Annotated in this window: 24 protein-coding genes and 2 tRNA genes; 13 read left to right on the top strand and 13 right to left on the bottom strand. The window is 61.1% G+C overall.

Annotation, left to right across the window (positions count from 1 at the left end; translation table 11 throughout):
• Nucleotide 1: 1 nt before the first annotated feature.
• The 3 genes from ACFJIU_RS10340 to ACFJIU_RS10330 form a co-directional block, all read right to left on the bottom strand.
• Nucleotides 2-697 (bottom strand): DnaJ domain-containing protein, encoded by a 696-nt coding sequence (locus ACFJIU_RS10340; RefSeq protein WP_379070792.1) that lies wholly within the window; start codon nucleotides 695-697, stop codon nucleotides 2-4.
• A gap of 84 nt (nucleotides 698-781) precedes the next feature.
• A complete protein-coding gene (locus tag ACFJIU_RS10335) occupies nucleotides 782-1,219 on the bottom strand; it encodes a DUF1489 family protein (RefSeq protein ID WP_379070789.1) in 438 nt (145 codons plus the stop codon).
• Nucleotides 1,220-1,293: 74 nt separating this feature from the next.
• A complete protein-coding gene (locus ACFJIU_RS10330) occupies nucleotides 1,294-2,697 on the bottom strand; it encodes an L-serine ammonia-lyase (protein WP_379070786.1) in 1,404 nt (467 codons plus the stop codon).
• Between the two features lie 177 nt (nucleotides 2,698-2,874).
• Here ACFJIU_RS10330 and ACFJIU_RS10325 point away from each other — a divergent pair, with 177 nt between their 5' ends.
• A complete protein-coding gene (locus ACFJIU_RS10325) occupies nucleotides 2,875-3,579 on the top strand; it encodes a DUF599 domain-containing protein (protein ID WP_379070784.1) in 705 nt (234 codons plus the stop codon).
• A 7-nt stretch (nucleotides 3,580-3,586) separates the two neighbouring features.
• On the opposite strand, the gene ACFJIU_RS10320 is transcribed toward ACFJIU_RS10325, so the two are convergent.
• From ACFJIU_RS10320 to ACFJIU_RS10305, 4 genes are all read right to left on the bottom strand, one after another.
• Nucleotides 3,587-4,381: a YdcF family protein gene (locus ACFJIU_RS10320; protein ID WP_379070781.1), complete on the bottom strand. Its 795-nt coding sequence runs from the start codon at nucleotides 4,379-4,381 to the stop codon at nucleotides 3,587-3,589.
• Nucleotides 4,382-4,543: 162 nt separating this feature from the next.
• Entirely contained in the window at nucleotides 4,544-6,109 is a 1,566-nt protein-coding gene (locus ACFJIU_RS10315; protein WP_379070778.1) for an amidase, read from the bottom strand.
• Between the two features lie 75 nt (nucleotides 6,110-6,184).
• Entirely contained in the window at nucleotides 6,185-6,472 is a 288-nt protein-coding gene (gene gatC / locus ACFJIU_RS10310; protein ID WP_129415023.1) for an Asp-tRNA(Asn)/Glu-tRNA(Gln) amidotransferase subunit GatC, read from the bottom strand.
• Between the two features lie 97 nt (nucleotides 6,473-6,569).
• A complete protein-coding gene (locus ACFJIU_RS10305; protein WP_379070775.1) occupies nucleotides 6,570-7,277 on the bottom strand; it encodes a metal-dependent hydrolase in 708 nt (235 codons plus the stop codon).
• A gap of 67 nt (nucleotides 7,278-7,344) precedes the next feature.
• Here ACFJIU_RS10305 and ruvX point away from each other — a divergent pair, with 67 nt between their 5' ends.
• Nucleotides 7,345-7,821, top strand: coding sequence for a Holliday junction resolvase RuvX (gene ruvX / locus ACFJIU_RS10300; RefSeq protein WP_379070772.1), 477 nt, complete (start codon nucleotides 7,345-7,347; stop codon nucleotides 7,819-7,821).
• Here ruvX and ACFJIU_RS10295 read toward each other — a convergent pair.
• Nucleotides 7,769-8,110, bottom strand: a complete 342-nt coding sequence (locus ACFJIU_RS10295; protein ID WP_379070769.1) for a DUF6105 family protein — start codon at nucleotides 8,108-8,110, stop codon at nucleotides 7,769-7,771. The two genes, ruvX and ACFJIU_RS10295, sit on opposite strands and share 53 nt — an antisense overlap.
• Before the next feature lie 284 nt (nucleotides 8,111-8,394).
• On the bottom strand, nucleotides 8,395-10,026 hold the full coding sequence (locus ACFJIU_RS10290; RefSeq protein ID WP_129415017.1) for a DNA alkylation response protein: 1,632 nt from the start codon (nucleotides 10,024-10,026) through the stop codon (nucleotides 8,395-8,397).
• 165 nt (nucleotides 10,027-10,191) lie between these two features.
• On the opposite strand from ACFJIU_RS10290, the gene ACFJIU_RS10285 reads away from it, so the two are divergent.
• From ACFJIU_RS10285 to ACFJIU_RS10255, 7 genes are all read left to right on the top strand, one after another.
• The gene (locus ACFJIU_RS10285; protein WP_054310920.1) at nucleotides 10,192-11,157 is read left to right on the top strand and encodes an aspartate carbamoyltransferase catalytic subunit; all 966 of its coding nucleotides are present in this window, start codon (nucleotides 10,192-10,194) and stop codon (nucleotides 11,155-11,157) included.
• Entirely contained in the window at nucleotides 11,154-12,440 is a 1,287-nt protein-coding gene (locus tag ACFJIU_RS10280; protein ID WP_379070765.1) for a dihydroorotase, read from the top strand. The genes ACFJIU_RS10285 and ACFJIU_RS10280 overlap by 4 nt, the downstream gene beginning before the upstream one ends.
• A gap of 124 nt (nucleotides 12,441-12,564) precedes the next feature.
• Nucleotides 12,565-13,152, top strand: coding sequence for a glycerol-3-phosphate 1-O-acyltransferase PlsY (gene plsY / locus ACFJIU_RS10275; protein ID WP_379070762.1), 588 nt, complete (start codon nucleotides 12,565-12,567; stop codon nucleotides 13,150-13,152).
• Entirely contained in the window at nucleotides 13,149-14,279 is a 1,131-nt protein-coding gene (dprA, locus tag ACFJIU_RS10270; protein ID WP_379070759.1) for a DNA-processing protein DprA, read from the top strand. The genes plsY and dprA overlap by 4 nt, the downstream gene beginning before the upstream one ends.
• A 142-nt stretch (nucleotides 14,280-14,421) precedes the next feature.
• The gene (locus tag ACFJIU_RS10265; protein WP_379070756.1) at nucleotides 14,422-14,640 is read left to right on the top strand and encodes a hypothetical protein; all 219 of its coding nucleotides are present in this window, start codon (nucleotides 14,422-14,424) and stop codon (nucleotides 14,638-14,640) included.
• Nucleotides 14,641-15,127: 487 nt separating this feature from the next.
• Entirely contained in the window at nucleotides 15,128-15,430 is a 303-nt protein-coding gene (locus tag ACFJIU_RS10260) for a hypothetical protein (protein ID WP_379070753.1), read from the top strand.
• A 34-nt stretch (nucleotides 15,431-15,464) separates the two neighbouring features.
• On the top strand, nucleotides 15,465-15,686 hold the full coding sequence (locus tag ACFJIU_RS10255; protein WP_054310926.1) for a hypothetical protein: 222 nt from the start codon (nucleotides 15,465-15,467) through the stop codon (nucleotides 15,684-15,686).
• 54 nt (nucleotides 15,687-15,740) lie between these two features.
• Here the strand turns inward: ACFJIU_RS10255 and ACFJIU_RS10250 are convergent.
• Nucleotides 15,741-15,817, bottom strand: a tRNA-Arg gene (locus ACFJIU_RS10250).
• Between the two features lie 63 nt (nucleotides 15,818-15,880).
• The gene (locus ACFJIU_RS10245; RefSeq protein WP_054310927.1) at nucleotides 15,881-16,186 is read right to left on the bottom strand and encodes an ETC complex I subunit; all 306 of its coding nucleotides are present in this window, start codon (nucleotides 16,184-16,186) and stop codon (nucleotides 15,881-15,883) included.
• A gap of 127 nt (nucleotides 16,187-16,313) precedes the next feature.
• Between ACFJIU_RS10245 and ACFJIU_RS10240 the strand changes: the two genes are divergently transcribed.
• Nucleotides 16,314-16,390: transfer RNA gene (locus ACFJIU_RS10240), tRNA-Pro, on the top strand.
• 83 nt (nucleotides 16,391-16,473) lie between these two features.
• Here the strand turns inward: ACFJIU_RS10240 and ACFJIU_RS10235 are convergent.
• Both ACFJIU_RS10235 and ACFJIU_RS10230 read right to left on the bottom strand, forming a co-directional pair.
• Nucleotides 16,474-17,097, bottom strand: coding sequence for a hypothetical protein (locus tag ACFJIU_RS10235; protein ID WP_379070750.1), 624 nt, complete (start codon nucleotides 17,095-17,097; stop codon nucleotides 16,474-16,476).
• A gap of 29 nt (nucleotides 17,098-17,126) precedes the next feature.
• Nucleotides 17,127-17,525, bottom strand: a complete 399-nt coding sequence (locus ACFJIU_RS10230) for a hypothetical protein (RefSeq protein WP_379070747.1) — start codon at nucleotides 17,523-17,525, stop codon at nucleotides 17,127-17,129.
• A 134-nt stretch (nucleotides 17,526-17,659) separates the two neighbouring features.
• On the opposite strand from ACFJIU_RS10230, the gene ACFJIU_RS10225 reads away from it, so the two are divergent.
• The 3 genes from ACFJIU_RS10225 to ACFJIU_RS10215 are packed head-to-tail and all read left to right on the top strand — an operon-like array spanning nucleotide 17,660 to nucleotide 20,883.
• Nucleotides 17,660-18,394, top strand: a complete 735-nt coding sequence (locus ACFJIU_RS10225; RefSeq protein ID WP_379070744.1) for a FadR/GntR family transcriptional regulator — start codon at nucleotides 17,660-17,662, stop codon at nucleotides 18,392-18,394.
• A complete protein-coding gene (locus ACFJIU_RS10220; RefSeq protein ID WP_379070741.1) occupies nucleotides 18,391-19,578 on the top strand; it encodes a PLP-dependent transferase in 1,188 nt (395 codons plus the stop codon). The genes ACFJIU_RS10225 and ACFJIU_RS10220 overlap by 4 nt, the downstream gene beginning before the upstream one ends.
• 27 nt (nucleotides 19,579-19,605) lie before the next feature.
• The gene (locus ACFJIU_RS10215) at nucleotides 19,606-20,883 is read left to right on the top strand and encodes an ABC transporter substrate-binding protein (protein WP_379070739.1); all 1,278 of its coding nucleotides are present in this window, start codon (nucleotides 19,606-19,608) and stop codon (nucleotides 20,881-20,883) included.
• Nucleotides 20,884-21,051 lie beyond the last annotated feature (168 nt).

Raw genomic sequence — 21,051 nt, 5'->3', positions numbered from 1 at the left:
ATCAGTGGTGATTGGAGAGCAGGACGTCCTTGGCTTCGTTGATCCGCGCCGCCAGGAACGACGCGTTTCCGACATCGGGGTGCAGGCGCTGCATCAGGCGGCGGTGCGCCTTGCGGACATCCGTCGCGGCGGCGCCCGTTTCAAGACCAAGGACCTTGTAGGCCTCCTCCTTAGTCATGGCGCCCGCACCTGGCGCAACACCCAGCCTCTCGCCACGATACGTCTGCGTGTCGAGGCGCCAGGTGGGAAAACGGCGGTCAAGATACGTCTCTAGCAACTGCCGGCTGTCCGGATCGACCGCCAACTCCCGATAGAGCTGTCCAAGGTCCGTCAGGTTCATGGCACCGAGCATTTTACCCTCGCTGCGGCCTGCCAGCACCAGTCCTTCCAGTCGACCGGTATCGTGGTCAAGCTCCATTTCCAACGCTGCGGTACGAACCAGGGAATGGCGCGTGACGAGCGTGCCCACCGGACGTTCCCTGCGAAACATCATGTAGAGCGAGCCGGCAACGGCCAGCGCCAGCAGGCCGAAACCGGCGCGTCCGGCGGCCAGGATCGCTATCCCCGCAGCTCCGAAGCCGACGGGCAAAGCCATGCGTACCGTAGCGGCGACGGACTTGGGATCTGCCCGCAGGAAAATGGCTGCCACGCCAGCAACGGCGAGCACGATTGCAGCGACGGCGATCACAACGCCCATGGCCGACCATCCCGGTTCGACAAAGTCTACCGCGATCCTCCCCAGACACCAACAGGCATCGGCGAGAGGCGCTCTGCGACAGGTTCAGAGCAGGCCGAGTTCAGCCAGTTCCTGTCTTAGCTTGGGCGGCATCTCCGCCCAGCCTATTCTGCCTTGGCCGAGATCGGCGGGGGCATCGGAAAGCTTCAGGTAACGCCACCCCTGGAAAGCGCGTCGCGGCTGCCATTCAGTGCGCACCACGACAGGGTCAAGCACCAGATGGCAGCGTCCGATACCCTCCTTGTCGGTAAACGGCCTGATCTCGGTGATCAGCTGCCGGCATTGCACGCTGCCCTTGATCACCCAATAAAGCGAACCGCCTTCGACGATTTCGGCGACCCGAGTCGGCACCATGCGTGTGGTGTGATACTGCTCCACCGGCTCTCCGGCCCGGCGCTTGTCATCGAGCCGGTCGGCGATCCATTCCTCAAGGTCTTCGACGCTGTCGCAGCCGACGCACAGTTTGATGAGATTAAGAGCCATGGCCGGAAGGTAGTCCTCCAGCAGCCCGGGTCAACGGCCTCGGCGACTTCTCCACAATGCCAGAAGCGACCGGTTCAGCATTCCACCACGTTGACGGCAAGGCCACCGAGGCTGGTCTCCTTGTATTTTTCGCTCATATCGAGCCCGGTCTGGCGCATCGTCTCGATGGCCGCATCCAATGGCACGAAATGCTTGCCGTCCCCCTTGATGGCCAGCGAAGCTGCGGTCACCGCCTTCACGGCCCCCAGCGCGTTACGCTCGATGCAGGGAACCTGGACGAGCCCGGCGATAGGGTCGCAAGTCATGCCGAGGTGATGCTCCAGCGCAATCTCGGCGGCATTCTCCACTTGCTCGGGTGTTCCTCCCATCACGGCGCAGAGCCCTGCTGCAGCCATGGCGGAAGCCGAGCCCACCTCGCCCTGGCAACCCACTTCGGCGCCGGAAATGGACGCATTCGACTTTATGATGCCGCCGATGGCGGCAGCCGTGAGCAGGAAATCCCGGATCGACGGCTGGTCGGCCTCGGGATGAAAATGCAGCCAGTAGCGCAACACCGCGGGAAGCGTGCCTGCGGCGCCGTTGGTCGGCGCCGTGACCACCCTGCCGCCGGCAGCATTTTCCTCATTCACCGCCATGGCGTAGATCGACAGCCAGTCATTGGCGAGCAGCGGATTTGGCCGGTTTTGTTGCCACTGCTCCTGCAGCTTGTCATGCAACTGACGGGCACGCCGGCGTACTTTCAGCCCGCCAGGCATGATGCCTTCCTGAGTCAGGCCACGCTCGATGCAGCCGAGCATTGCGTTCCACACTGCGTCGAGCCCGGTATCGAGCTCTTCGCGGGACATGTGTGTTTCTTCATTGACCCGCTTCATCTCGGCGATCGAAAGACCGCTTTTTCCGGCCATATTCAGCATCTCGACGGCATTTTTGAACGGATACGGCACCTTTTTGCCTTCCGTCGTGACCGTGCCTTTCGCCTTTATGCGCTGCAATTCTTCATCCGAGACCACGAAGCCGCCGCCGATCGAATAATAGATGCGTTTCAGAAGCAGGCGATCTGCCCCGTCATAGGCATAAAAGGCCATGCCGTTCGCATGGCCGGTCAGGGGTGTCTTCTTGTCCAGCACCAGATCTTTGGCCGGATCGAAGCGATAGGAGGAGCGTCCGGGTGGCGAAATGCGTTTTTCCGCTGTCACCGCCGCGACGATGGCTTCCGCCTTGTCCGGGTCGACCGTCTGCGGGACCTGGCCAGCCAGTCCCAGGATCACGGCTCGGTCCGTGCCATGTCCGATGCCGGTGTACGCAAGCGACCCGTGCAGGCTGGCCCCCACCCGCTCCACCTTGACGCCGGCAGGGCGCGGCCAGTCATTTCCTTCGAGTTCCTCGAGGAAGCGCGCCGCTGCCGTCATCGGGCCCATCGTATGCGAACTCGACGGCCCGATGCCGATCTTGAACAGGTCGAAAACCGAAAGAAACACGCTTCCAATCTCCTCAGTCGCTCCCGGATGGGCAGCGCACAATCCAATCGATCATTCCGCCATTCGTCGCGCGGGCGCTAGACGCCGTCCCGACGTCCGTTTCGCTGCAAGCGACATCAGCGCGCAAGCGTCGCGGTATAAGGCATTCCGTAGAGTTCTATGTATTAGATAGTGTCCATGAGCGATTCTTTTCTATTTTCGCTGAACGACTTTTTAGCGCTGGGTTTTTTCCTCGGCGTCTGGGTGTTCTTCGCGCTCGCGGCCGACGGAAAGGTCTTCCGCCGCATTTCACTGACCACAGCCATGAACGCACAGCGCGAAGCCTGGATGCGCACCATGGCCAAGCGGGAACTGCGTATGATCGACACCTCGATCATGATCGGACTGCAGCAAGGCACTGCTTTTTTCGCGTCCAGCTCGATCTTCGCCATCGGCGGCTGCTTCGCCTTACTCGGCGCTTCGAACCATGTGCTGGCGGTGGTTTCGACGCTTCCCTATGTCGGCACGCCACCGCAGGGCGTATTCGAGGCCAAGATCGTCGGCCTGATTGCGTTGCTCGCCTATGCGTTTTTCAAGTTCGGCTGGTCGTACAGGCTGTTCAACTATTGTTCGATCCTCATCGGCGCGGTACCGACGGTCCAGGAAGGGGTCGTTGCGCCACACGAGAGCGAGGCCGCGGTGATGCGCGCGGCCAGGATGAACATTCTTGCCGGCAAGCACTTCAACGCTGGCCTGCGCGGCATCTTCTTTTCTCTTGCCTACCTCGGCTGGTTTGCGAATGCGGGCGTTTTCGCGACCACCACGCTGATCCTCCTGGCCGTTCTGGTGCGCCGCCAGTTCTTCTCCAACGCCCGAGCCGCAGTTTTCGCCGCCATGGAATAGCTGGGCTCTAGGCAGGACCTGGATACAGCCTGTCTATCTTGCCGGTTGCCCAATAAACGAAGAGGCCGATCCACTCCTTGATCGCCATGGTCGTCGTCTGCAGCGAATCGACGGGGTTGTCCGTGAAAAGGCCGACGCCTTCGCGGCCTGACGTGCGATAATCGACAGGCCATGGCGTGGTTTCAAAACCGACCTTGTCGAACAGCGCCTTGGAACGTGGCATATGGAAGGCTGAAGTCACCAGAAGCCAGGTCTCGCCCGGTTTCGGCATCACCAGCTTGCGTGTGAAGACGGCATTTTCGTAGGTGTTGCGGGATTCGCTCTCCAGCACCAGCCGCTCCGGCGCGACTCCAAGCGCCGTCAACAGTCGTTGCGCGGTGACGGCATCGCCCTCACCTTCAAGGATAAGTTCACCGGCACCGCCGGAAACCACTACTTTGGCGTCCGGATAGCGTCTGGCCAAAATCGCAGTCTCGACAAAACGATCCCCTGCTGTGCTCAATTCGTAGCCACCACGGGCAAGATTGATCGCACCTTCCATGCCGCCGCCGAGGACGACGATTCCATCGACGCGTTGAGGGGCGGCCGGACGCTGATAGCGCTCCTCCAGCGGCGTCATGATCATCGCGCCGAACGACGTCCACACGGCCAGAACGAGGATGAATGCCGCCAGGAAGGTGGCGGTCTTGAATAATCTGCGGCCGCCAAAGAATCCGGCAATGAGGCCGACGAGCAGGAGAAAGATCGCCAGGTTAATCGGTTGAGCGAAAAACCAGAAGACTTTGGAAAGAAAGAAGAACATCAGACGGCCCCAGTCGTGTTCGAAGGCCGAACCCCTTAGTCCTCCCCCGACAGGCCGGGGATTCTTCCCTGGCCCACGACAGTGGTCTATCGGGATTCAGGCAAAACTGCGGAACGCGAACTGCTGCCGTCTTGAATCAAGCCGGGAGGGGATGTTGCCCGCTCACCACCACCGATTGGCTTCGAAGCGGCCAGCTGCCTGTTCGATGACATGCGCCGTCTGAAACAGCGTCTCCTCATCGAATGGCCGGCCTATGAGCTGCAGTCCGAGCGGCAATCCGTGTGAATCGAGCCCGGCAGGTACGGAAATACCCGGCAGGCCTGCCATGTTCACCGTGACCGTAAAGACGTCGTTGAGATACATCTTGACCGGATCGGCGGCCATGTCCTGATCGGCAACGCCGAAGGCGGCCGACGGTGTTGCGGGAGTCAGGATGACATCCACGCCCGCGGCGAACACGTCCTCGAAATCCTTCTTAATGAGAGTGCGCACCTTCTGCGCCTGCAGATAATACGCGTCGTAATAACCTGCCGAAAGCACATAGGTACCGATCATGATGCGACGCTTGACCTCTCGACCGAAACCGGCCGCTCTGGTCTTCTCATACATGTCAACGATATCCTTGCCCGGCACGCGCAGGCCGTAGCGCACGCCATCATAGCGGGCGAGGTTCGACGAGGCTTCCGCAGGCGCCACGATGTAGTAGGCCGGCAACGCGTATTTGGTGTGCGGCAGCGAGATATCGACGATCTCCGCGCCGGCGTCCTTGAGCCATGCGATGCCCTGCTGCCAAAGAGCCTCGATCTCTTCCGGCATGCCGTCGACCCGATACTCCCTCGGAATGCCGACTTTCATGCCCTTGATCGGACGACCGAGCACAGCCTCATAGTCCGGCACCGGACGATCGACGGAGGTCGTGTCCTTGGCGTCGACCGAGGCCATGGATTTCAACAGGATGGCGGCATCGCGCACGTCGCGCGCGATAGGGCCTGCCTGATCGAGCGACGACGCAAAGGCGACGACGCCCCAGCGCGACACGCGGCCATAGGTCGGCTTTATGCCGACCGTACCGGTGAAGGCTGCCGGCTGGCGGATTGAACCGCCTGTGTCTGTGGCGGTCGCACCGGCGCACAGGAACGCGGAAACAGCCGCGGCCGAGCCACCGGAAGAACCACCCGGAACCAGTTGCATATTGTCGTAGGTGCGATTTTCTTCGACACCGCCCGGCTTGACGAAGCCGGCGCTGCCGTCGTGGAAAGTCGGCTTGACAGTTGTCTGCACGCGCGAACGACGCCACGGGTTGATGACTGGACCGTAATAGGAAGTCTCGTTGGAAGAGCCCATGGCAAACTCATCCATGTTGAGCTTGCCGAGCATGACGGCGCCATCGTTCCACAGATTGCTTGTCACGGTGGACTCATAACGCGGCTTGAAGCCATCCAGCACGTGACTGCAGGCTTGTGTGTGCACGCCTTCCGTGGCGAACAGATCCTTGATGCCGAGTGGAATACCCTCCAGCGCCTTGCCCTCGCCCTTGGCCAGCCTGGCATCGGACGCCTTGGCCATGTCACGTGCTTTGTCGTGCGTGACCGCCACATAGGCGTTGAGGAGCGGATTGGCCTGATCGATCGCTGCGAGATAGGCGTTGGTGATCTCCGTTGCGGAAATCTCCCTGGCCTGCAGCTTCGCGCGTGCTTCAGCAATGGTCAGTCTGGTCAGGTCGCTCATCAGGCAAGTTTCTTTTCGTAAAATCGCGGACAGCCGGAAGCGGGATCTTTGATCGTTACCGCAACAGCCAGGGCTTTATTCCACCACCTTCGGCACCAGGAAGAAGTTCTCCTCCGTTGCCGGTGCGTTAGCAACGATGTCGGCGGCCTTGTTGCCGTCCGTGACGACATCGGCGCGCTTCCGCATCGCCATCGGCGTCACCGAAGTCATCGGCTCGACGCCGGAGACATCGACTTCATTCAATTGCTCAACAAAGCCTAGAATGGTGTTGAGTTCGCCGGTCATGCGCGCGGCGTCCTCCTCGCTCACGGCGATGCGGGCCAGGCGCGCGACGCGCTTTACGGTCTGGATGTCGACGGACATTGGTGCCTCGGCGATCGTGTCGGAAAGGTTCAGGCGGCTATAGCCGCGTGCCGCGCCGTGCGCAACCTTGAACGGCGCGGAACTACGCTGATCGTACCTACAGGGAAATCGCGTCGCCAACCCTGGGCAGCGCCACCTTGGTACCGGAGCCTTCCATACCGGCAACAAACTTGTCGGCGGACTGGTCGATCATCGGGAAGCTCCCGAAATGACACGGCACGACGGTATCGAATTGGAAGAAGCGTCGGCAGGCAAGGGCTGCGACCGCACCGCCCATGGTGAAACGGTCGCCGATCGGCACAAGGCCGATCTTCGGCTCATGCAATTCGTTGATCAGCGCCATATCGGAAAAAATGTCGGTATCGCCCATATGATAGAGCGTCTTGTCTTCCGGGAAATGCAGCACCAGCCCGCCAGGATTGCCAAGATAGGTGTTGGCGCCCCCCTCGCCCGAAAGCGAGGAGGAATGCAGTGCCTGCACAAAAGTCGTGGTGAAACCGCCGCAATCGACGGTGCCGCCGATGTTGCCTGGATTGATCCTGTCGCCAGACACGCCCTTGCCGACAAGATGCATGCAGATCTCGAAATTGGCGACCAGCATCGCGCCGCTCTTCTTCAGGATGTCGACGGAACTGCCGACATGATCGTCATGACCGTGGGTCAGCAGCACATGGGTGACGCCGTCAGCGACTCCCTCCCAGCCCCCACCCCACGAAGGATTGCCCACCAGGAAAGGATCGATCAGGATCGTAGCGCCGGCGGCCTCGACACGAAATGCCGCGTGCCCGTACCAGGTGAGTTTCATCAGGCTCTCCTCGATTTTGTGAGAGCAGGAAGATAGAACGGCGACGGATCAAGTCAAAGGAAAGCACGTGGCAATCATCGCAATCGAGGACGCGTCTCAATTGCTGACCGCAGGTGGCGCACTCGCCGGTATCGATCTTGGCGACAAGACCATCGGTGTTGCGGTTTCCGACCGGGGCCTCTCCTTCGCACATCCTCGCCCCGTGATCATGCGCAAGAAATTCTCTATCGACGCCGCTGCCCTGCTTGGTCTTCTCACCAGGGACAACGTCGTTGCGATCGTCATCGGCCTGCCGGTCAACATGGATGGATCCGAAGGGCCGCGAGCGCAGAAGTCGCGCGCCTTCGTGCGCAACATGGCGCCGCTCAGCCCGCTGCCCTTCATTTTCTGGGACGAACGCCTGTCGACGGTGGCGGCGGAACGCGTGTTGATCGAGATGGACGTCTCGCGCCGCAAGCGCGAAACGCGCATCGATTCCGCGGCTGCCGCCTTTATTCTGCAGGGAGCCTTGGACCGTCTGAGGACACTCGCTCGATCCGGCTGAGCGGCGGCTGGTCGGAGCGCTGCCGGCGCCACCATGCCGAAATCTGGCGACGGCGACGGAAAGCGACGATGCCCGCCACGAGGAAGGAATCAAAGATGCAGGCTTTGGCGATCATGCCCGGGATGAGTGCAGGATCGATGCCGAGCATCTCGCCATAAAGCTGGAAAATCAGGTCATGCAGTTGGCGGCTGAGCATGACGTAGCCGAAATTCATGTCGTTGAGCGACAGGAAGTACCAGCCCCAGAACAAGGCGAGCGGCGCGATCCACAACAGCAACAAGGCGCGCATCAGCTCGCCTCTCCGGTCATCGGCTGCTGCTTGAAATCCGCACATGCCCCAGCCACGACCGCGTTGTCGGCGGTACTCTCCTGGCCTGCGAGCAGTTGCGGTGCGTGGCGCATGATCTTCCTGCAATCGAATAGAGACAGTGGGACTTGCCGCCCGCGATCGCAATGGAAACCATTTGTTAAGGTTAACAATCGGAAGGTGAACACCTTACTGTGGACAACGGATTGCCATTCCCCATCCGATGAGAGGATGCGATCTCGTTTGCACGCGCAGCCGGGGAGTAATTAGCTCGTCACCGGATAAAGCGTATCAAGGATCATGCGTGCATCGTGACGTGAATCGAGCATGCCGTAGGTGTTACGCCATTGCCCGGCCAGCCGTGTTTCAATGAAGGCATCGGCGATCCGCCCTGCCCCCAGCCGCTTCAGTTCCGCCGCTGCTGCAGCCAGAGCAAGTTGCTCCGTCAGCAACCGGGCGGACCCTTCATCCGTCGAGGCCACCTGCATGGCTGCCTTGAGAACACTGATCGTGCCGTGTCCGTTGGCGCCGAGATCGCGGTCGATCCCCGCCAGCACTTCCTCGAACAGGGCCGGTGCACGTCCAAGCACGCGCAACACGTCCAGCGCCATGACATTGCCGGAACCTTCCCAGATGGCATTGACCGGCGCTTCCCGATAATAGCGCGCCAGCGGTGCTTCCTCGACATATCCGTTGCCGCCGAGGCACTCCATCGCCTCGTAGAGCAATGAGGGTGCAATCTTGCAGACCCAATATTTCACAACGGGCGTCATGGCTCTTGCGAAGGCCGCTTCACCTCGGTCCGCCGCTGCTTCGTCAAAGGAACGTGCCAGGCGAAACGACAGCGCGGTAGCTGCTGCCACGTCGAGTGCCATGTCGGCCAGAACGCGCTGCATCAGCGACTGATCGATCAGATTCGCGCCGAACACCTTGCGATGGCGTGCATGATGGACGGCTTCTGCCAAACCCGCTCGCATGATTGCGGCGGAAGCGACGGCACAATCCAGCCGGGTCAGCGTGACCATGTCCATGATGGTCTTGATGCCTTGCCCCGGTTCGCCGACCATCTCGCCAATGGCGTTCTCGAATTCGACTTCCGAGGAAGCGTTGGAGCGATTGCCGAGTTTGTCCTTCAGGCGCTGAAAGCGGAAGCCATTGCCCGAACCGTCGCCGAGAATACGCGGCACCAGGAAGCAGGACAGCCCTTCCGATGCCTGTGCCAGCACCAGGAAGGCATCCGACATCGGCGCCGACATGAACCATTTGTGTCCGGACAGGCGGTAGAAGCCGCTGGAACCCGCGCGCTCTGCCTTGGTGACATTGGCACGCACATCGGTGCCACCCTGCTTTTCGGTCATTCCCATGCCAAGTGTCAGGCCGGTCTTCTCGACCGGGGGCTTCTGCGCCTGGTCATATTTGCGTGTGGTCACACGCGGTGCCCACTCCCGGAAGATCTTCGGATTGGCCATCAAGGCTGCCAGCGAAGCATTGGTCATGGTGATCGGGCACAGGTGGCCGGTCTCCAGCTCCGCCGTCAGGTAGAACCGCGCCGCGCGCACCTGGTGGCGGCGGCCGATCTCGGTTTCACCGTTCTCCCACACGGAAGAGTGCAGACCGTTTGCAACCGAACGGCGCATCAGTGCGTGATAAGCCGGATGGAATTCCACCAGGTCGATACGACGCCCCTGCCGATCATGGGTCCTCAGCTTAGGCGTTTCTATGTTGACGAGCCGCGCCAGATCCTGTGCTTCCTGGGTCAGCACGAAACGACCGAGCTGGTCGAGATCCTTGCGCACCGGCTCCGAGAATCGCTCCGCCAGCTGGATCAGCAGCGGATCACCTCGCCAGGCATTGCCACCGGCAAGTGGTGGCGGCTGGTTCATCACGTCGTCGGCCACGCTTTCCCTTTCACATCGGTCCCGTTTGCTGTTCGAATCCGGAACCGCTGCCGGGTTTATAACGAAGCTGTTGCGCAGAGGCGACGAAAATACCGGTGGAAAGACGCGCTTTCCGATCGAGGCGCTTGCGGGTGGCCCGCGCCCGCCCTATAGCAGCGCCTTGAGATGACCGACGCTTCGTCCCTTCCGCTGTTTCCGCACCGCCATCTTCTGGGCATAAGCGACCTTTCCCCCGCCGACATAGAGATCCTTCTGGACCGCGCCGATCGCGCGGTGGCGATTTCGCGCCAGTCCGAGAAGAAGACCTCGACGCTGCGCGGGCGTACGCAGATCAACCTGTTCTATGAAGCGTCGACGCGCACGCAGTCGTCTTTTGAGCTCGCCGGAAAACGGCTCGGCGCCGATGTCATGAACATGTCGGTCGCGTCGTCCTCGGTGAAAAAGGGCGAGACGCTGATCGACACCGCGATCACGCTGAACGCGATGCGTCCCGACATCCTCATCATCCGGCACCAGTCGGCGGGTGCGGCAGCGCTGCTGGCACAGAAGGTCGGGTGTTCGGTGGTCAATGCCGGCGACGGCACGCATGAGCACCCCACCCAGGCGCTGCTCGACGCACTCACCATCCGACGCGCCAAGGGGCCACTGTCAAAGCTGATCGTGGCGATCTGTGGCGACATCCTGCATTCGCGTGTCGCGCGCTCCAACATCATCCTGCTCAATGCATTGGGCGCTCAGGTACGGGTGGTCGCGCCTTCGACGCTGCTGCCTTCCGGCATCGAGCGCATGGGTGTCATCGTGGCCCGCTCCATGGCCGAAGGCCTGAAGGATGCCGATGTCGTCATGATGCTGCGCCTGCAGCGCGAACGCATGGAGGGCGCCTTCGTGCCTTCTGTGCGCGAATACTTCCGCTATTTCGGCCTTGATGCCGAAAAACTGAAGGCTGCCAAGGACGACGCGCTGGTCATGCACCCAGGCCCCATGAACCGCGGCGTAGAGATTGCCTCCGAGGTTGCCGACGGGCCGCAGAGCGTCATCCAGGAACAGGTCGAGATGGGCGTCGCCGTGCGCATGGCGGTCATGGAAGCACTGCTCGACCCGCGTCGCAACCAGGAAGGACGCGGCGCATGACCACAACGGTTTTTCAGCGTGCCCGTATCGTCGACCCCTCGCGCGGCATCGATGAGATCGGCACTGTCATCGTTGATGGCAAGACGATCGCTGCCGCCGGTGCGGAGGCCCTGAACCAAGGCGTCCCGGAGGGGGCCAAACTCATCGACTGCGCCGGCAAGGCGATCCTTCCTGGCCTGGTCGACTCGCGCGTTTTCATCGGTGAACCCGGCGGCGAACACCGTGAAACCATCCACTCGGCAAGCCAGGCTGCGGCGGCCGGCGGCATCACCTCGCTGATCATGATGCCCGATACCGATCCGACGATCGACACGGTGGCACTGGTGGAATTCGTGCTTCGCACCGCCCGTGAAACGGCAAGTGTCAACGTTTTCCCTGCGGCAGCGGTGACCAAGGGCCTGCACGGCCGCGAGATGACCGAATTCGGCCTGCTGCGCGAGGCTGGCGCCGTTGCCTTCACAGATGGCCGTCACACCATTGCCAACGCGCTGGTGATGCGGCGGGCGCTCACCTACGCCCGCGACTTCGGCGCGGTGATTGCGCATGAGACGCAGGATGCAGACCTCGCTTCCGCCGGTGTCATGAACGAAGGACTTTACGCCAGCTGGCTCGGCCTGTCCGGAATTCCGCGCGAAGCTGAACTGATTCCGCTGGAGCGCGATCTGGCGCTGGCCAGGCTGACCAGAGGCAACTATCACGCCGCCAAGATCTCAACAGCGATATCGGCCGCCGCGATTGCCCGCGCCAAGGCGGACGGCGCCAAGGTGACGGCTGGTGTCGCCATACACAATCTGGCGCTCAACGAAAACGACGTCGGGCAATACCGCACCTTCTTCCGCCTGGCGCCCCCCCTGCGCCTCGAAGAAGACCGGCTGGCCATGATCGAGGCGTTGAAGGACGGCACGATCGATATCGCCGTTTCCTCGCATGACCCGCAGGACGTCGACACCAAGCGCCTGCCGTTCGCGGACGCGGCAGCTGGCGCCATCGGGCTCGAAACGCTGCTTTCCGTCGCCCTGCGCCTCTATCACAATGAGGATCTGTCGCTCTTGAAGCTGGTCGAGGTGCTTTCGACGGCCCCTGCCCGATTGTTCGGCTTGCCCGGCGGCACGCTGAAGCCCGGCGCAGCCGCGGACCTCGCTCTCGTCGACCTCGACGAGCCCTGGATCGTAAGCGAGGCCGGCATCCGTTCGCGCTCGAAAAACACCTGCTTCGAAGGTGCACGTCTGCAAGGCAAGGTCTTGCAGACACTGGTTGCGGGCAGCACAGTCTTTTCCGCCTAGAGCACTTCCACCAGAACTGTACTGTGGTTTTGCGTCCGGAATTGCGTGACAACAAAGTCTGGACGTTTCCGTGAAAATGAAAACGCTTTAGTGTCCGTAAGGGGCGCGGGGCAACGGGGGAGCAATGCAGCTGATTTTCATTCTTGCGCCGATCATCGGCTATCTTTGCGGCTCGATCCCTTTCGGCCTGCTTCTGACCCGCGCCGCCGGCCTCGGCGACGTGCGCAGCATCGGTTCCGGTAACATCGGCGCCACCAACGTGCTGCGCACCGGTAACAAGGGGCTCGCCGCAGCAACACTCGTCCTCGATGCGCTGAAGGGCACAATTCCGGCACTGATCTTCGCCCGCTACGGCACGGAAGCCGGCGCACTCGCCGGCGCCGGCGCTTTCATTGGACATATCTTCCCGGTCTGGCTCGGTTTCAAAGGCGGCAAGGGCGTCGCCACTTATCTCGGCGTGCTGATCGGACTTGCCTGGCAAGTGGCACTGATCTTCGCCGCGGTGTGGCTCGCGATGGCTGTGCTGTTCCGTTACTCCTCGCTGGCGGCACTCGTCGCCTGCATCGTGGTACCGGTGGCGTTGTTCTTCTTCGGCCACGCGCAATATGCGCTGGCATTCGCACTGATGAGCGCGCTGATCTTCTACAAGCACCGTGCCAACATCGAGCGCCTAAGGGCCGGAACGGAAGGCAGGATCGGGGCAAAAGGGTGAGCAAGCCAGTTGCCGGGTTGCGCCTCAGTGACCGGCAACGGCTGAACTGGCTGCGCCTGATCCGCACGCCGAATGTCGGACCGGCTTCTTTTCGTTCACTCGTCAACCGCTTCGGTTCGGCCGAAGCAGCGCTTGAGGTCCTGCCTGAACTGACGCTTTCCGGCGGCGCCAGCCGTATGGTCAGGATCCCGGCGATCGCCGAGATCGAGGCTGAAATGCAAGCCGCCAGGCGCGTGGGCGCGCGTTTTGTCTGCATTGGAGAGCCGGACTATCCATCGCTGCTCAAGCAGATGGATCACCCACCGCCCGTGCTTGCCATGAAAGGCATTGGCGCGGTTTTCGCGGCACCGGCGGTTGCCATCGTCGGTGCGCGCAATGCCTCGCTCGCGGGCATCAAGATGGCACGCCTGCTTGCGAACGAGCTTGGCCGAGAAGGCTATGGAATTGTCTCCGGCCTTGCACGCGGCATCGACACCGCCGCTCATCAGAGCAGTCTTCTTACCGGCACAGTCGCTGTACTGGCGGGCGGACTGGATCAACCCTATCCGCCCGAAAATGCCGGGCTGATCGAAGAGATCGTCGAGCACGGCGCCGTGATTTCCGAAATGCCGTTCGGTTGGCAGCCCCGCGCCCAGGATTTTCCCCGCCGCAACCGGCTGGTGGCCGGTGCCTCACTCGGGCTCGTTGTCGTGGAGGCCGCCGAGCGATCGGGATCATTGATCAGCGCGCGGCTGGCCACTGAAATGGGGCGGCTGGTTTTTGCAGTGCCCGGCTCGCCGCTCGATCCCCGTGCCAGAGGCACGAATGGTCTCATTAAGGATGGCGCCACTCTCGTCACCGAAACAGCGGACATACTTAACGCTCTGGCACCCCTAATCGGCACGCGGTTCGTACCGAACATTCCTGTGGAGGAACCGCCTGAATTTTCGACGACGGCACCGCCCGGCGACAGGGAGCGCGAACAGGTTGTCGAAACGCTTGGACAAGCCCCTGTAAACATTGACGAAATCATCCGCCACACTGGCCTGCACCCGGCTCAGGTCGCGATGATTCTGCTGGAACTCGACCTTGCCGGTCGGCTGGAGCGCCATGCAGGCGGATTTGTTTCACTGATCTTTAGCCATTGATCGACATTGCCGGGTCAAATCGACCGCAAACCCGATCATTCGATAAAATTCTAATCTTATCCTACTGATTTTACTCATGTTTCATTGAACAGAATCGCGCACCACTCTCGCCATGCCGTGGCGTGGGGAAACGGAGGCGATTGTGAAGGAACGTTTTGAGTTAGTGCTGGAGCCAACCGATCTCTGGTCGGTGTGGGACAACGAGACCGACCAGCCCGTGGTTTTTGCCAATCAGCTTCTTGCCGGACTCAGCAAGCGCGAAGCGGAAGCTGCGCACCAGATCCTGAGCGAAATCGTCAGGAAACGGGAGCTGGAGAAGAAAAGGCTGGACAAGAAGAAGCGTTCTTCCGACGCCGCATAAAAGCGTATGAGGGCAAACGCTCTGTTCCCGCGCGAAGCCGGCTCTTGATAGGCTTCGGATCGCGCCTTTCCTGGAAGCAGATCTCCAACGCAGACAGGCTCGGCCGGGTGGCCACCAAACAAGCCAGCTGCAAACGGCCGATCATCACTCTATCTGAACGGGCATCCATCAGCTCGGCACTGTTGTCGACACCATAAGGCCCGCAGAACGGTTCGGTCGGCGGACACGCCCGGTGGCAGTCTGGACAATCCGGACTGCCTTTTCGCAATTCGACCCGCAGCCGACGGCCATTGGCGCTTGTGGGCCATTCCGAAACCCGCTTAGGGTATTGATAGTCGCCACCGTCGGCATTCGGTGTGACGGCACGATGCTCACGGCCATCGCGCCTGAGAAAACGCAATGGATTGCCTGGCCACAGGTCAACGGCTGAACAAGTGGAGACCATTTGGCAATGGATCGAATATCGAGGGGAACGGCAGTCCTGCTGATGGCACTCGTTTCCGGCTGCGCGGCATCCCCGACAAACTACGCAGCCACGCTCTCGACCAAAGATCCCAAATGGCGATCGAAGCAGTGCCAACAGGTTCGAGCGACTGCACTGGCCCTTGAAGCCAAGGAGAAAGAGACCCGCAAACTGGCTCCTGGCCTGTTGCTTGGCCCGTACGGGATCGGGATCGCACTTGCCATCAAGGAACATCAGGACAAGCAGCGCAGGCAGATCGCCCGAGACATGCATATGCGATGCTCAAGCCAACCCCTGCCAAAGGAACTGCAGGCGGTTTCAAGTTAGGGAAACCAGAAATGAAACAGGATCGCACCTTCCGATGACACCTGAACGGCTGGAAGAATGTCTGTCGATTGTCCGCTGGTCGCCTGAAACCCTGGCGCAAGCCCTGGGCTGCGACGTTTCGCTGGTCGAGGCGTGGCTGACCGAGGAAGCGGAAATCCCTCCGAAGACGGCAGCATGGGTCGATACCGTTGCTCAGTTCATGGAAACCGCAGACGGGATGAAACCGAAAGGGTTGAAAGGGAAGAAGTGGCCCTAGGGGCTAGAGAGTTCTTCCGGCACCTCAGAACAGCATGTAACCATTTGAAATTAATGGCGATCCCGACAGGATTCGAACCTGTGACCATCGGCTTAGAAGGCCGGTGCTCTATCCAGCTGAGCTACGGGACCGCAGGCTGACCCGGATCGGGGCAGCAGAATCAAAAAGCGGCATTCGTCGCCAACAATCAGCAGTCAATGCGTCCAAGGCGTGCGGCGGTCATAGCGGAAATTGTCCGAATAGGAAATCTGCCGGCGCTTGGTTTCCTTCGGTTCCTCGACTCGAAACGCCAGGCCTTGCTTCTCGGCATAGGCGACCGCTTCCTCGCGCGTCTCGAAGGAAAGCCGGATCTGGCTCTTCATGTCTCCGGAGGTGGTGTAACCCATCAGCGGATCGATCTTGCGCGGCTTTTCCGGATCGAATTCAAGCACCCAGTTGCCGGTTCTGGCCTTGCCCGACTGCATCGCGGTCTTGGCTGGGCTGAATATGCGTGCGGACATGGAGACCTCGTTGCTCGGCAGCGCGCCGTTTCCTCCCCGGTGCTTACTGCGCAATGGAAATAACCGCAAGGCCAATGGTTTTAGGGCTTGCTTTGCGGCGTGCGACCCACTAGGCAACACGCGGCCTCGGAGTGTAGCGCAGCCTGGTAGCGCACCTGATTTGGGATCAGGGGGTCGCAGGTTCGAATCCTGCCACTCCGACCAATCTTCCCCCGCAGCTTCAGAACGTCGATGTGCCGGCTGGCCTGGTTCCGAATGGGCACGCCGATCCCGGCGCGACATCCTTGTTACTTCGCCAAGCCCTGAATTGTCAGCGAAAACGCCGGCGGAGACGGCTTGGCGTCTGGAGGGTTGGCCGCCCAGGCAAACAGTCCGAAGCCGGCGATCATTGTCGGGACAGCCCATTTGAGCGCCGAGACAAGCGCCGAAAAGCGGTTGTAGACCCAGATGAAGCCACCGGCCGCAGTGAGAATGTCGACATTCTCTTTCACCTTGGCGAGCACGTCATTGTCGCTTGCCTGCTTTGGATTGGCCGTTTTCGCTTGTTCGACGCGCTGGATGTAACCGTCTAGCGTCGTGGTCCCTTGCGGCAACAGGGCGCTATATGTCTCGATCAGCGTGGCCTGCAATGCCGCCCTCTCGGAGCCCGCTACGGCGGGAGCGGCGACCTGCCGAAACGTCATGGTTTCGACCGTCAGAACCCGGATCGCTTTTTCGAATATTGCAGCAAGGCCGATGAAGCCTACAACGAGCGCTGCGATAGCCAGCAGCAGCCTGCCCCGGTCCGTTGTGGGATCCAGTGTCCCCAGCGAAGTCAACGAACTGCCTGCAAACACCCCGACAGCCGTCGCCGCAACGCCACCGACCATCCATTTGGCCGTATCCCGCAGTGATTGGGTACTCGCCGCCATCGCCGGCGCAACGGAAGACCCTGTCTCGCTCACGGCTTCAAAAGCCCGCCAAAGTCGACGGCAATCGGCAGCTCCGGCCTCAATCCTGCGATCTGGTCGCGCAACTGCTTCACTTCCTGAAAATTGAGCTTGTCGGTCTTCAGCACGACCGCCCGCAGCGGCTCGTCGTCGACGCTCTCGAGCATCTCCTGCACCAGGCGCGCGACAGTCATCTTGTCTTTGTCGGTGCCGTCGACCCTCAGATAGGTTCCAGGCTTGTCGAAGATGCTGCCGAGATCAGGATCAGGGGTGGCCGGCACGAGGTCGATCGGTGCGGTGCCGGCTCCGGCGCCAACCGGCACGGCAATCTGAATTTCGAACTCCTTGCCGCCGCAAACCACCCGAATGACGCCTCTGGCATCTGGAATGGCGATAAGTGGATTGGTCACGGCTGCCCTCCTCCGTTCCACGCATTTTAGCACAAGGCCATCGGTGTAGTGTGAACCTCTTCACACGGAGATCGCGGTTGACTCGATCTTGCCTCCATGTAATTGGTTGGACCATTGATCCAATTGGATGCTGAATGAGCCAGGTTCGCCTCCCTCCTATCCAGACCACCGCGCGCGACGACGCAGTGCTGGAGGCATTGGCGGACTTCGTTCAGCAGGAAACTCTGCAGCCAGGAGACAAGCTGCCGACGGAGCGCATCCTGGCCGAGCGGCTGAGGGTCAGCCGCAACACGGTGCGCGAGGCTTTGACGCGCTGGGAAGGGCTTGGGCTTGTCGAGCGCCTGCAGGGCAGCGGCACTTTCCTGAAGGCGGCGGTTTCCCCGCACATGCTGCACATGCCGCTGACGCTTGCCGGCGGCAACGATTTCGCCAGCCTCATGCAGACGCTGGAGGTCCGCCGCGCGCTGGAAGCCGAGGCCGCTGCACTGTGTGCCGTCCGCACCGGGCCGCAGGAACTCGACCTCATCCACCGCAAGCTCGAAATCATGGAAGAGGCCTTTCACAGCCGCTCCGGCATGTCATCCGAGGAAGACTGGGAATTCCACCAGGCGATCTACAGGGCATCCGGCAATCCGTTGTTCGAGCAACTGATCGCTGCCATGCATGAAATGTTCCACCGCTTTTGGGAACATCCGCTTGGTGTGCGTGACTTCGGCCACGCTTCCTTTCCTTACCATCGCACCATTTACGAGCGCATCGCTGCCCGCGACGCCGAAGGCGCTCGCGCCGAAGCGCTGAAACTGATCGCCACCGTCGAAGCCGATCTGCGGCGCGGCGAGGCCGCACGCAACCAGGCACGACAGACATGAACGACCCTCGCCCGAACCTCGACATCGATCCCGTTGCAGAAGCAGCCACGCTGCTTGCCCATGACGACCCGTTCGTCGGCGGCGCCGTTGTACCGCCGATCTACCAGACATCGCTGTTCACGTTCGCCAGCTATGCCGAAATGGCTGACACTTTTGCCGGCAAGCGCCGCCAGCCGATCTATTCGCGTGGCGATAATCCGACCGTCATGGAATTCGAGAAACGGGTGGCGGCGCTTGAAGGCGCCGAGGCAGCACGCGGTTTCTCCTCCGGCATGGCGGCGATCAGCGCCACGGTCCTGGCCTTCGTCGGCGCCGGCGACCGCATCGTGGCGGTCCGCAACTGCTATGGCGACGCCTACCGCCTGTTCGAACGGCTGTTTCCGCGTCTCGCCATCACGGTCGACTATGTCGACGGTTCCGATCCGGACGCCGTTGCCGCCGCCCTGCCCGGCGCAAAACTGCTTTATCTCGAAAGTCCGACCTCGATGATGTTCGAATTGCAGGACTTGCCGCATCTGACCCGGCTGGCGAAGGAGCACGGTATCGTCACGACGATCGACAATTCCTGGGCGACCCCGATCTTCCAGAAGCCGATTGCCCATGGCGTCGATCTGGTGCTGCACTCGGCGTCCAAATATCTCGGTGGCCACAGCGATACGGTTGCCGGCGTCGTCTCAGGCTCCGCCGAAAACATCCGCCGCATCAACGAGCAGACCTATTCCTATCTCGGCGGCAAGCTTTCGCCTTTCGAGGCATGGCTTCTGCTGCGCGGCCTGCGCACGCTGCCTCTGCGCCTGCCTCATCATATGAAAAGCGGGCTCACGATCGCCGAACGGCTCAAGGCGCACGGCATGGTCGAGCGGGTCAATCATCCCGCCTATTCCAACCATCCCGGCAAGGCGACGCTTGCGGGCTATGCCGGCCTGTTCTCCTTCGAGGTGACCGAGGAGATCGACATCCCCGCTTTCACCGATGCGCTGAACTATTTCCGCATCGGCGTGTCCTGGGGCGGCCACGAAAGCCTGGTCGTGCCGGCCAAGGCATCCCTGGAACAGACCCCAGGCTTGAATTCCATGGCGCGCTTCGGCGTCAGCCCGCGAACCATCCGGCTCAATGTCGGGTTGGAGAATGTCGAGGACTTGTGGACCGACATCGCACAGGCCCTTGAAAAAGCAAGAAAATAACCTGTCAAACAAATGGGAGTGGAAGACATGGGAAGATTGAAGACACTGCTTGCCGCAGTGGCCGGCCTGGCGATTTCGGCAAGTGCCGCGATGGCAGACACCACGATCAAGATGGTCGAGGTCATCACCAGCCCGCCGCGAACGGAATTCCTCAAGAAGCAGATCGCGGAATTCGAAACCGCGAATCCTGGCGTCAAGGTCGAACTCATCTCGCTGCCATGGGGCCAGGCTTACGAAAAATTCCTGACCATGGTGCAGGCCGGCGACACACCAGACGTCGTCGAGATGCCGGAACGCTGGATGGGCCTCTACGGCGCCAACGGCATGCTGGAGGACCTTGGCCCCTACATGGAGAAGTGGCCGGACAACAAGACGCTTGGCGAGCGTGCACGCCAGTTCGGATCGACCGTGGGCGGCAAGCAGCTGATGATCCCCTACGGCTACTATCTGAAGGCGATGTTCTGGAACAAGAAGCTGTTCAAGGAAGCCGGTCTCGACCATGCGCCTGCAACGCTGGACGAATTCGTCGAAGCATCCAAGAAGATCTCCGCCCTGCCCGGCAAATATGGCTATTGCCTGCGTGGCGGCCCCGGCGCCACCTTCGGCATGAACATGTTCATGAACATTGCCAACGGCAAGGGCGGCTATTTCAATGCGGATGGCAGCTCGACCATGAATGAGGCAGGCTCGGTCAAGGGCCTGCAGATGCTGGCCGATCTCTACAAGAACGGCTACGCCCCCAAGGACAGTGTCAGCTGGGGTTTCAACGAGACCGTCACCGGTTTCTATTCCGGCACCTGTGCAATGCTCGACCAGGATCCGGATGCGTTGATCGGCATCGCCGAGAAGATGAACAAGGACGATTTCGCTGTTGCACCGGTTCCTGCCGGGCCAAGCGGCAAGTCGTTCCCGACGCTCGGTTATTCCGGCTGGGCGATCTTCGCCAACTCCAAGGTAAAGGATGACTCCTGGAAACTGATGGAGACGCTGCTGTCGCCCAAGGGCAACATCGAATGGGCGAAGATGGTCGGCGTCCTGCCGATCCATAACGGAGCCGAAGAGGACGCTTACTTCAAGACTGAGCAGTTCAAGGGCTGGTTCGACGAATTGAATGGCGGTGACAGGTATGAGTTCGTCACCCCGCCGACACATCTCGAAAATCTCGGTAATTTCGTCGACCAGATCGCCATCAAGGGTTTCCAGGAGGTGCTCCTGGGCAAGCGTCCGGCCAAGGAAGTCGCCGACGAATGGGCGGCCTACATGACCAAGGAACAGCAGGACTGGATGGCCAAAAACAAGAAATAGCAATCCGGCCTCCCTGCCATCGGGAGGTTCGCCAAACGGCCGAAGGCCGAACGAGGGGCGGCGATCACTCTCCCCCGCCTGCGCCGCCCCTCACCGCCCTCTCTCCAGTTGGTGGAAGGCCCCTGCGCATTGCGTTTTGCCAACAGAGTGTTTCCGCTTCTTTCGAAC

Source organism: Mesorhizobium sp. UC74_2, assembly GCF_042701485.1.
GTDB lineage: Bacteria > Pseudomonadota > Alphaproteobacteria > Rhizobiales > Rhizobiaceae > Mesorhizobium.
Note: the sequence above shows the minus strand (reverse complement) of the source record. Positions and strands in the feature narration are given on the sequence as shown.

Bases quoted from the DNA above. Each gene is read 5' to 3' on its own strand.
- ACFJIU_RS10340 (WP_379070792.1), bottom strand. From the start codon at position 697: ATGGGCGTTGTGATCGCCGTCGCTGCAATCGTGCTCGCCGTTGCTGGC.
- ACFJIU_RS10335 (WP_379070789.1), bottom strand. From the start codon at position 1,219: ATGGCTCTTAATCTCATCAAACTGTGCGTCGGCTGCGACAGCGTCGAA.
- ACFJIU_RS10325 (WP_379070784.1), top strand. From the start codon at position 2,875: ATGAGCGATTCTTTTCTATTTTCGCTGAACGACTTTTTAGCGCTGGGT.
- ACFJIU_RS10320 (WP_379070781.1), bottom strand. From the start codon at position 4,381: ATGTTCTTCTTTCTTTCCAAAGTCTTCTGGTTTTTCGCTCAACCGATT.
- ACFJIU_RS10315 (WP_379070778.1), bottom strand. From the start codon at position 6,109: ATGAGCGACCTGACCAGACTGACCATTGCTGAAGCACGCGCGAAGCTG.
- gatC (WP_129415023.1), bottom strand. From the start codon at position 6,472: ATGTCCGTCGACATCCAGACCGTAAAGCGCGTCGCGCGCCTGGCCCGC.
- ACFJIU_RS10305 (WP_379070775.1), bottom strand. From the start codon at position 7,277: ATGAAACTCACCTGGTACGGGCACGCGGCATTTCGTGTCGAGGCCGCC.
- ACFJIU_RS10295 (WP_379070769.1), bottom strand. From the start codon at position 8,110: ATGCGCGCCTTGTTGCTGTTGTGGATCGCGCCGCTCGCCTTGTTCTGG.
- ACFJIU_RS10285 (WP_054310920.1), top strand. From the start codon at position 10,192: ATGACCGACGCTTCGTCCCTTCCGCTGTTTCCGCACCGCCATCTTCTG.
- ACFJIU_RS10280 (WP_379070765.1), top strand. From the start codon at position 11,154: ATGACCACAACGGTTTTTCAGCGTGCCCGTATCGTCGACCCCTCGCGC.
- plsY (WP_379070762.1), top strand. From the start codon at position 12,565: ATGCAGCTGATTTTCATTCTTGCGCCGATCATCGGCTATCTTTGCGGC.
- ACFJIU_RS10260 (WP_379070753.1), top strand. From the start codon at position 15,128: ATGGCACTCGTTTCCGGCTGCGCGGCATCCCCGACAAACTACGCAGCC.
- ACFJIU_RS10255 (WP_054310926.1), top strand. From the start codon at position 15,465: ATGACACCTGAACGGCTGGAAGAATGTCTGTCGATTGTCCGCTGGTCG.
- ACFJIU_RS10245 (WP_054310927.1), bottom strand. From the start codon at position 16,186: ATGTCCGCACGCATATTCAGCCCAGCCAAGACCGCGATGCAGTCGGGC.
- ACFJIU_RS10235 (WP_379070750.1), bottom strand. From the start codon at position 17,097: ATGGCGGCGAGTACCCAATCACTGCGGGATACGGCCAAATGGATGGTC.
- ACFJIU_RS10225 (WP_379070744.1), top strand. From the start codon at position 17,660: ATGAGCCAGGTTCGCCTCCCTCCTATCCAGACCACCGCGCGCGACGAC.
- ACFJIU_RS10220 (WP_379070741.1), top strand. From the start codon at position 18,391: ATGAACGACCCTCGCCCGAACCTCGACATCGATCCCGTTGCAGAAGCA.
- ACFJIU_RS10215 (WP_379070739.1), top strand. From the start codon at position 19,606: ATGGGAAGATTGAAGACACTGCTTGCCGCAGTGGCCGGCCTGGCGATT.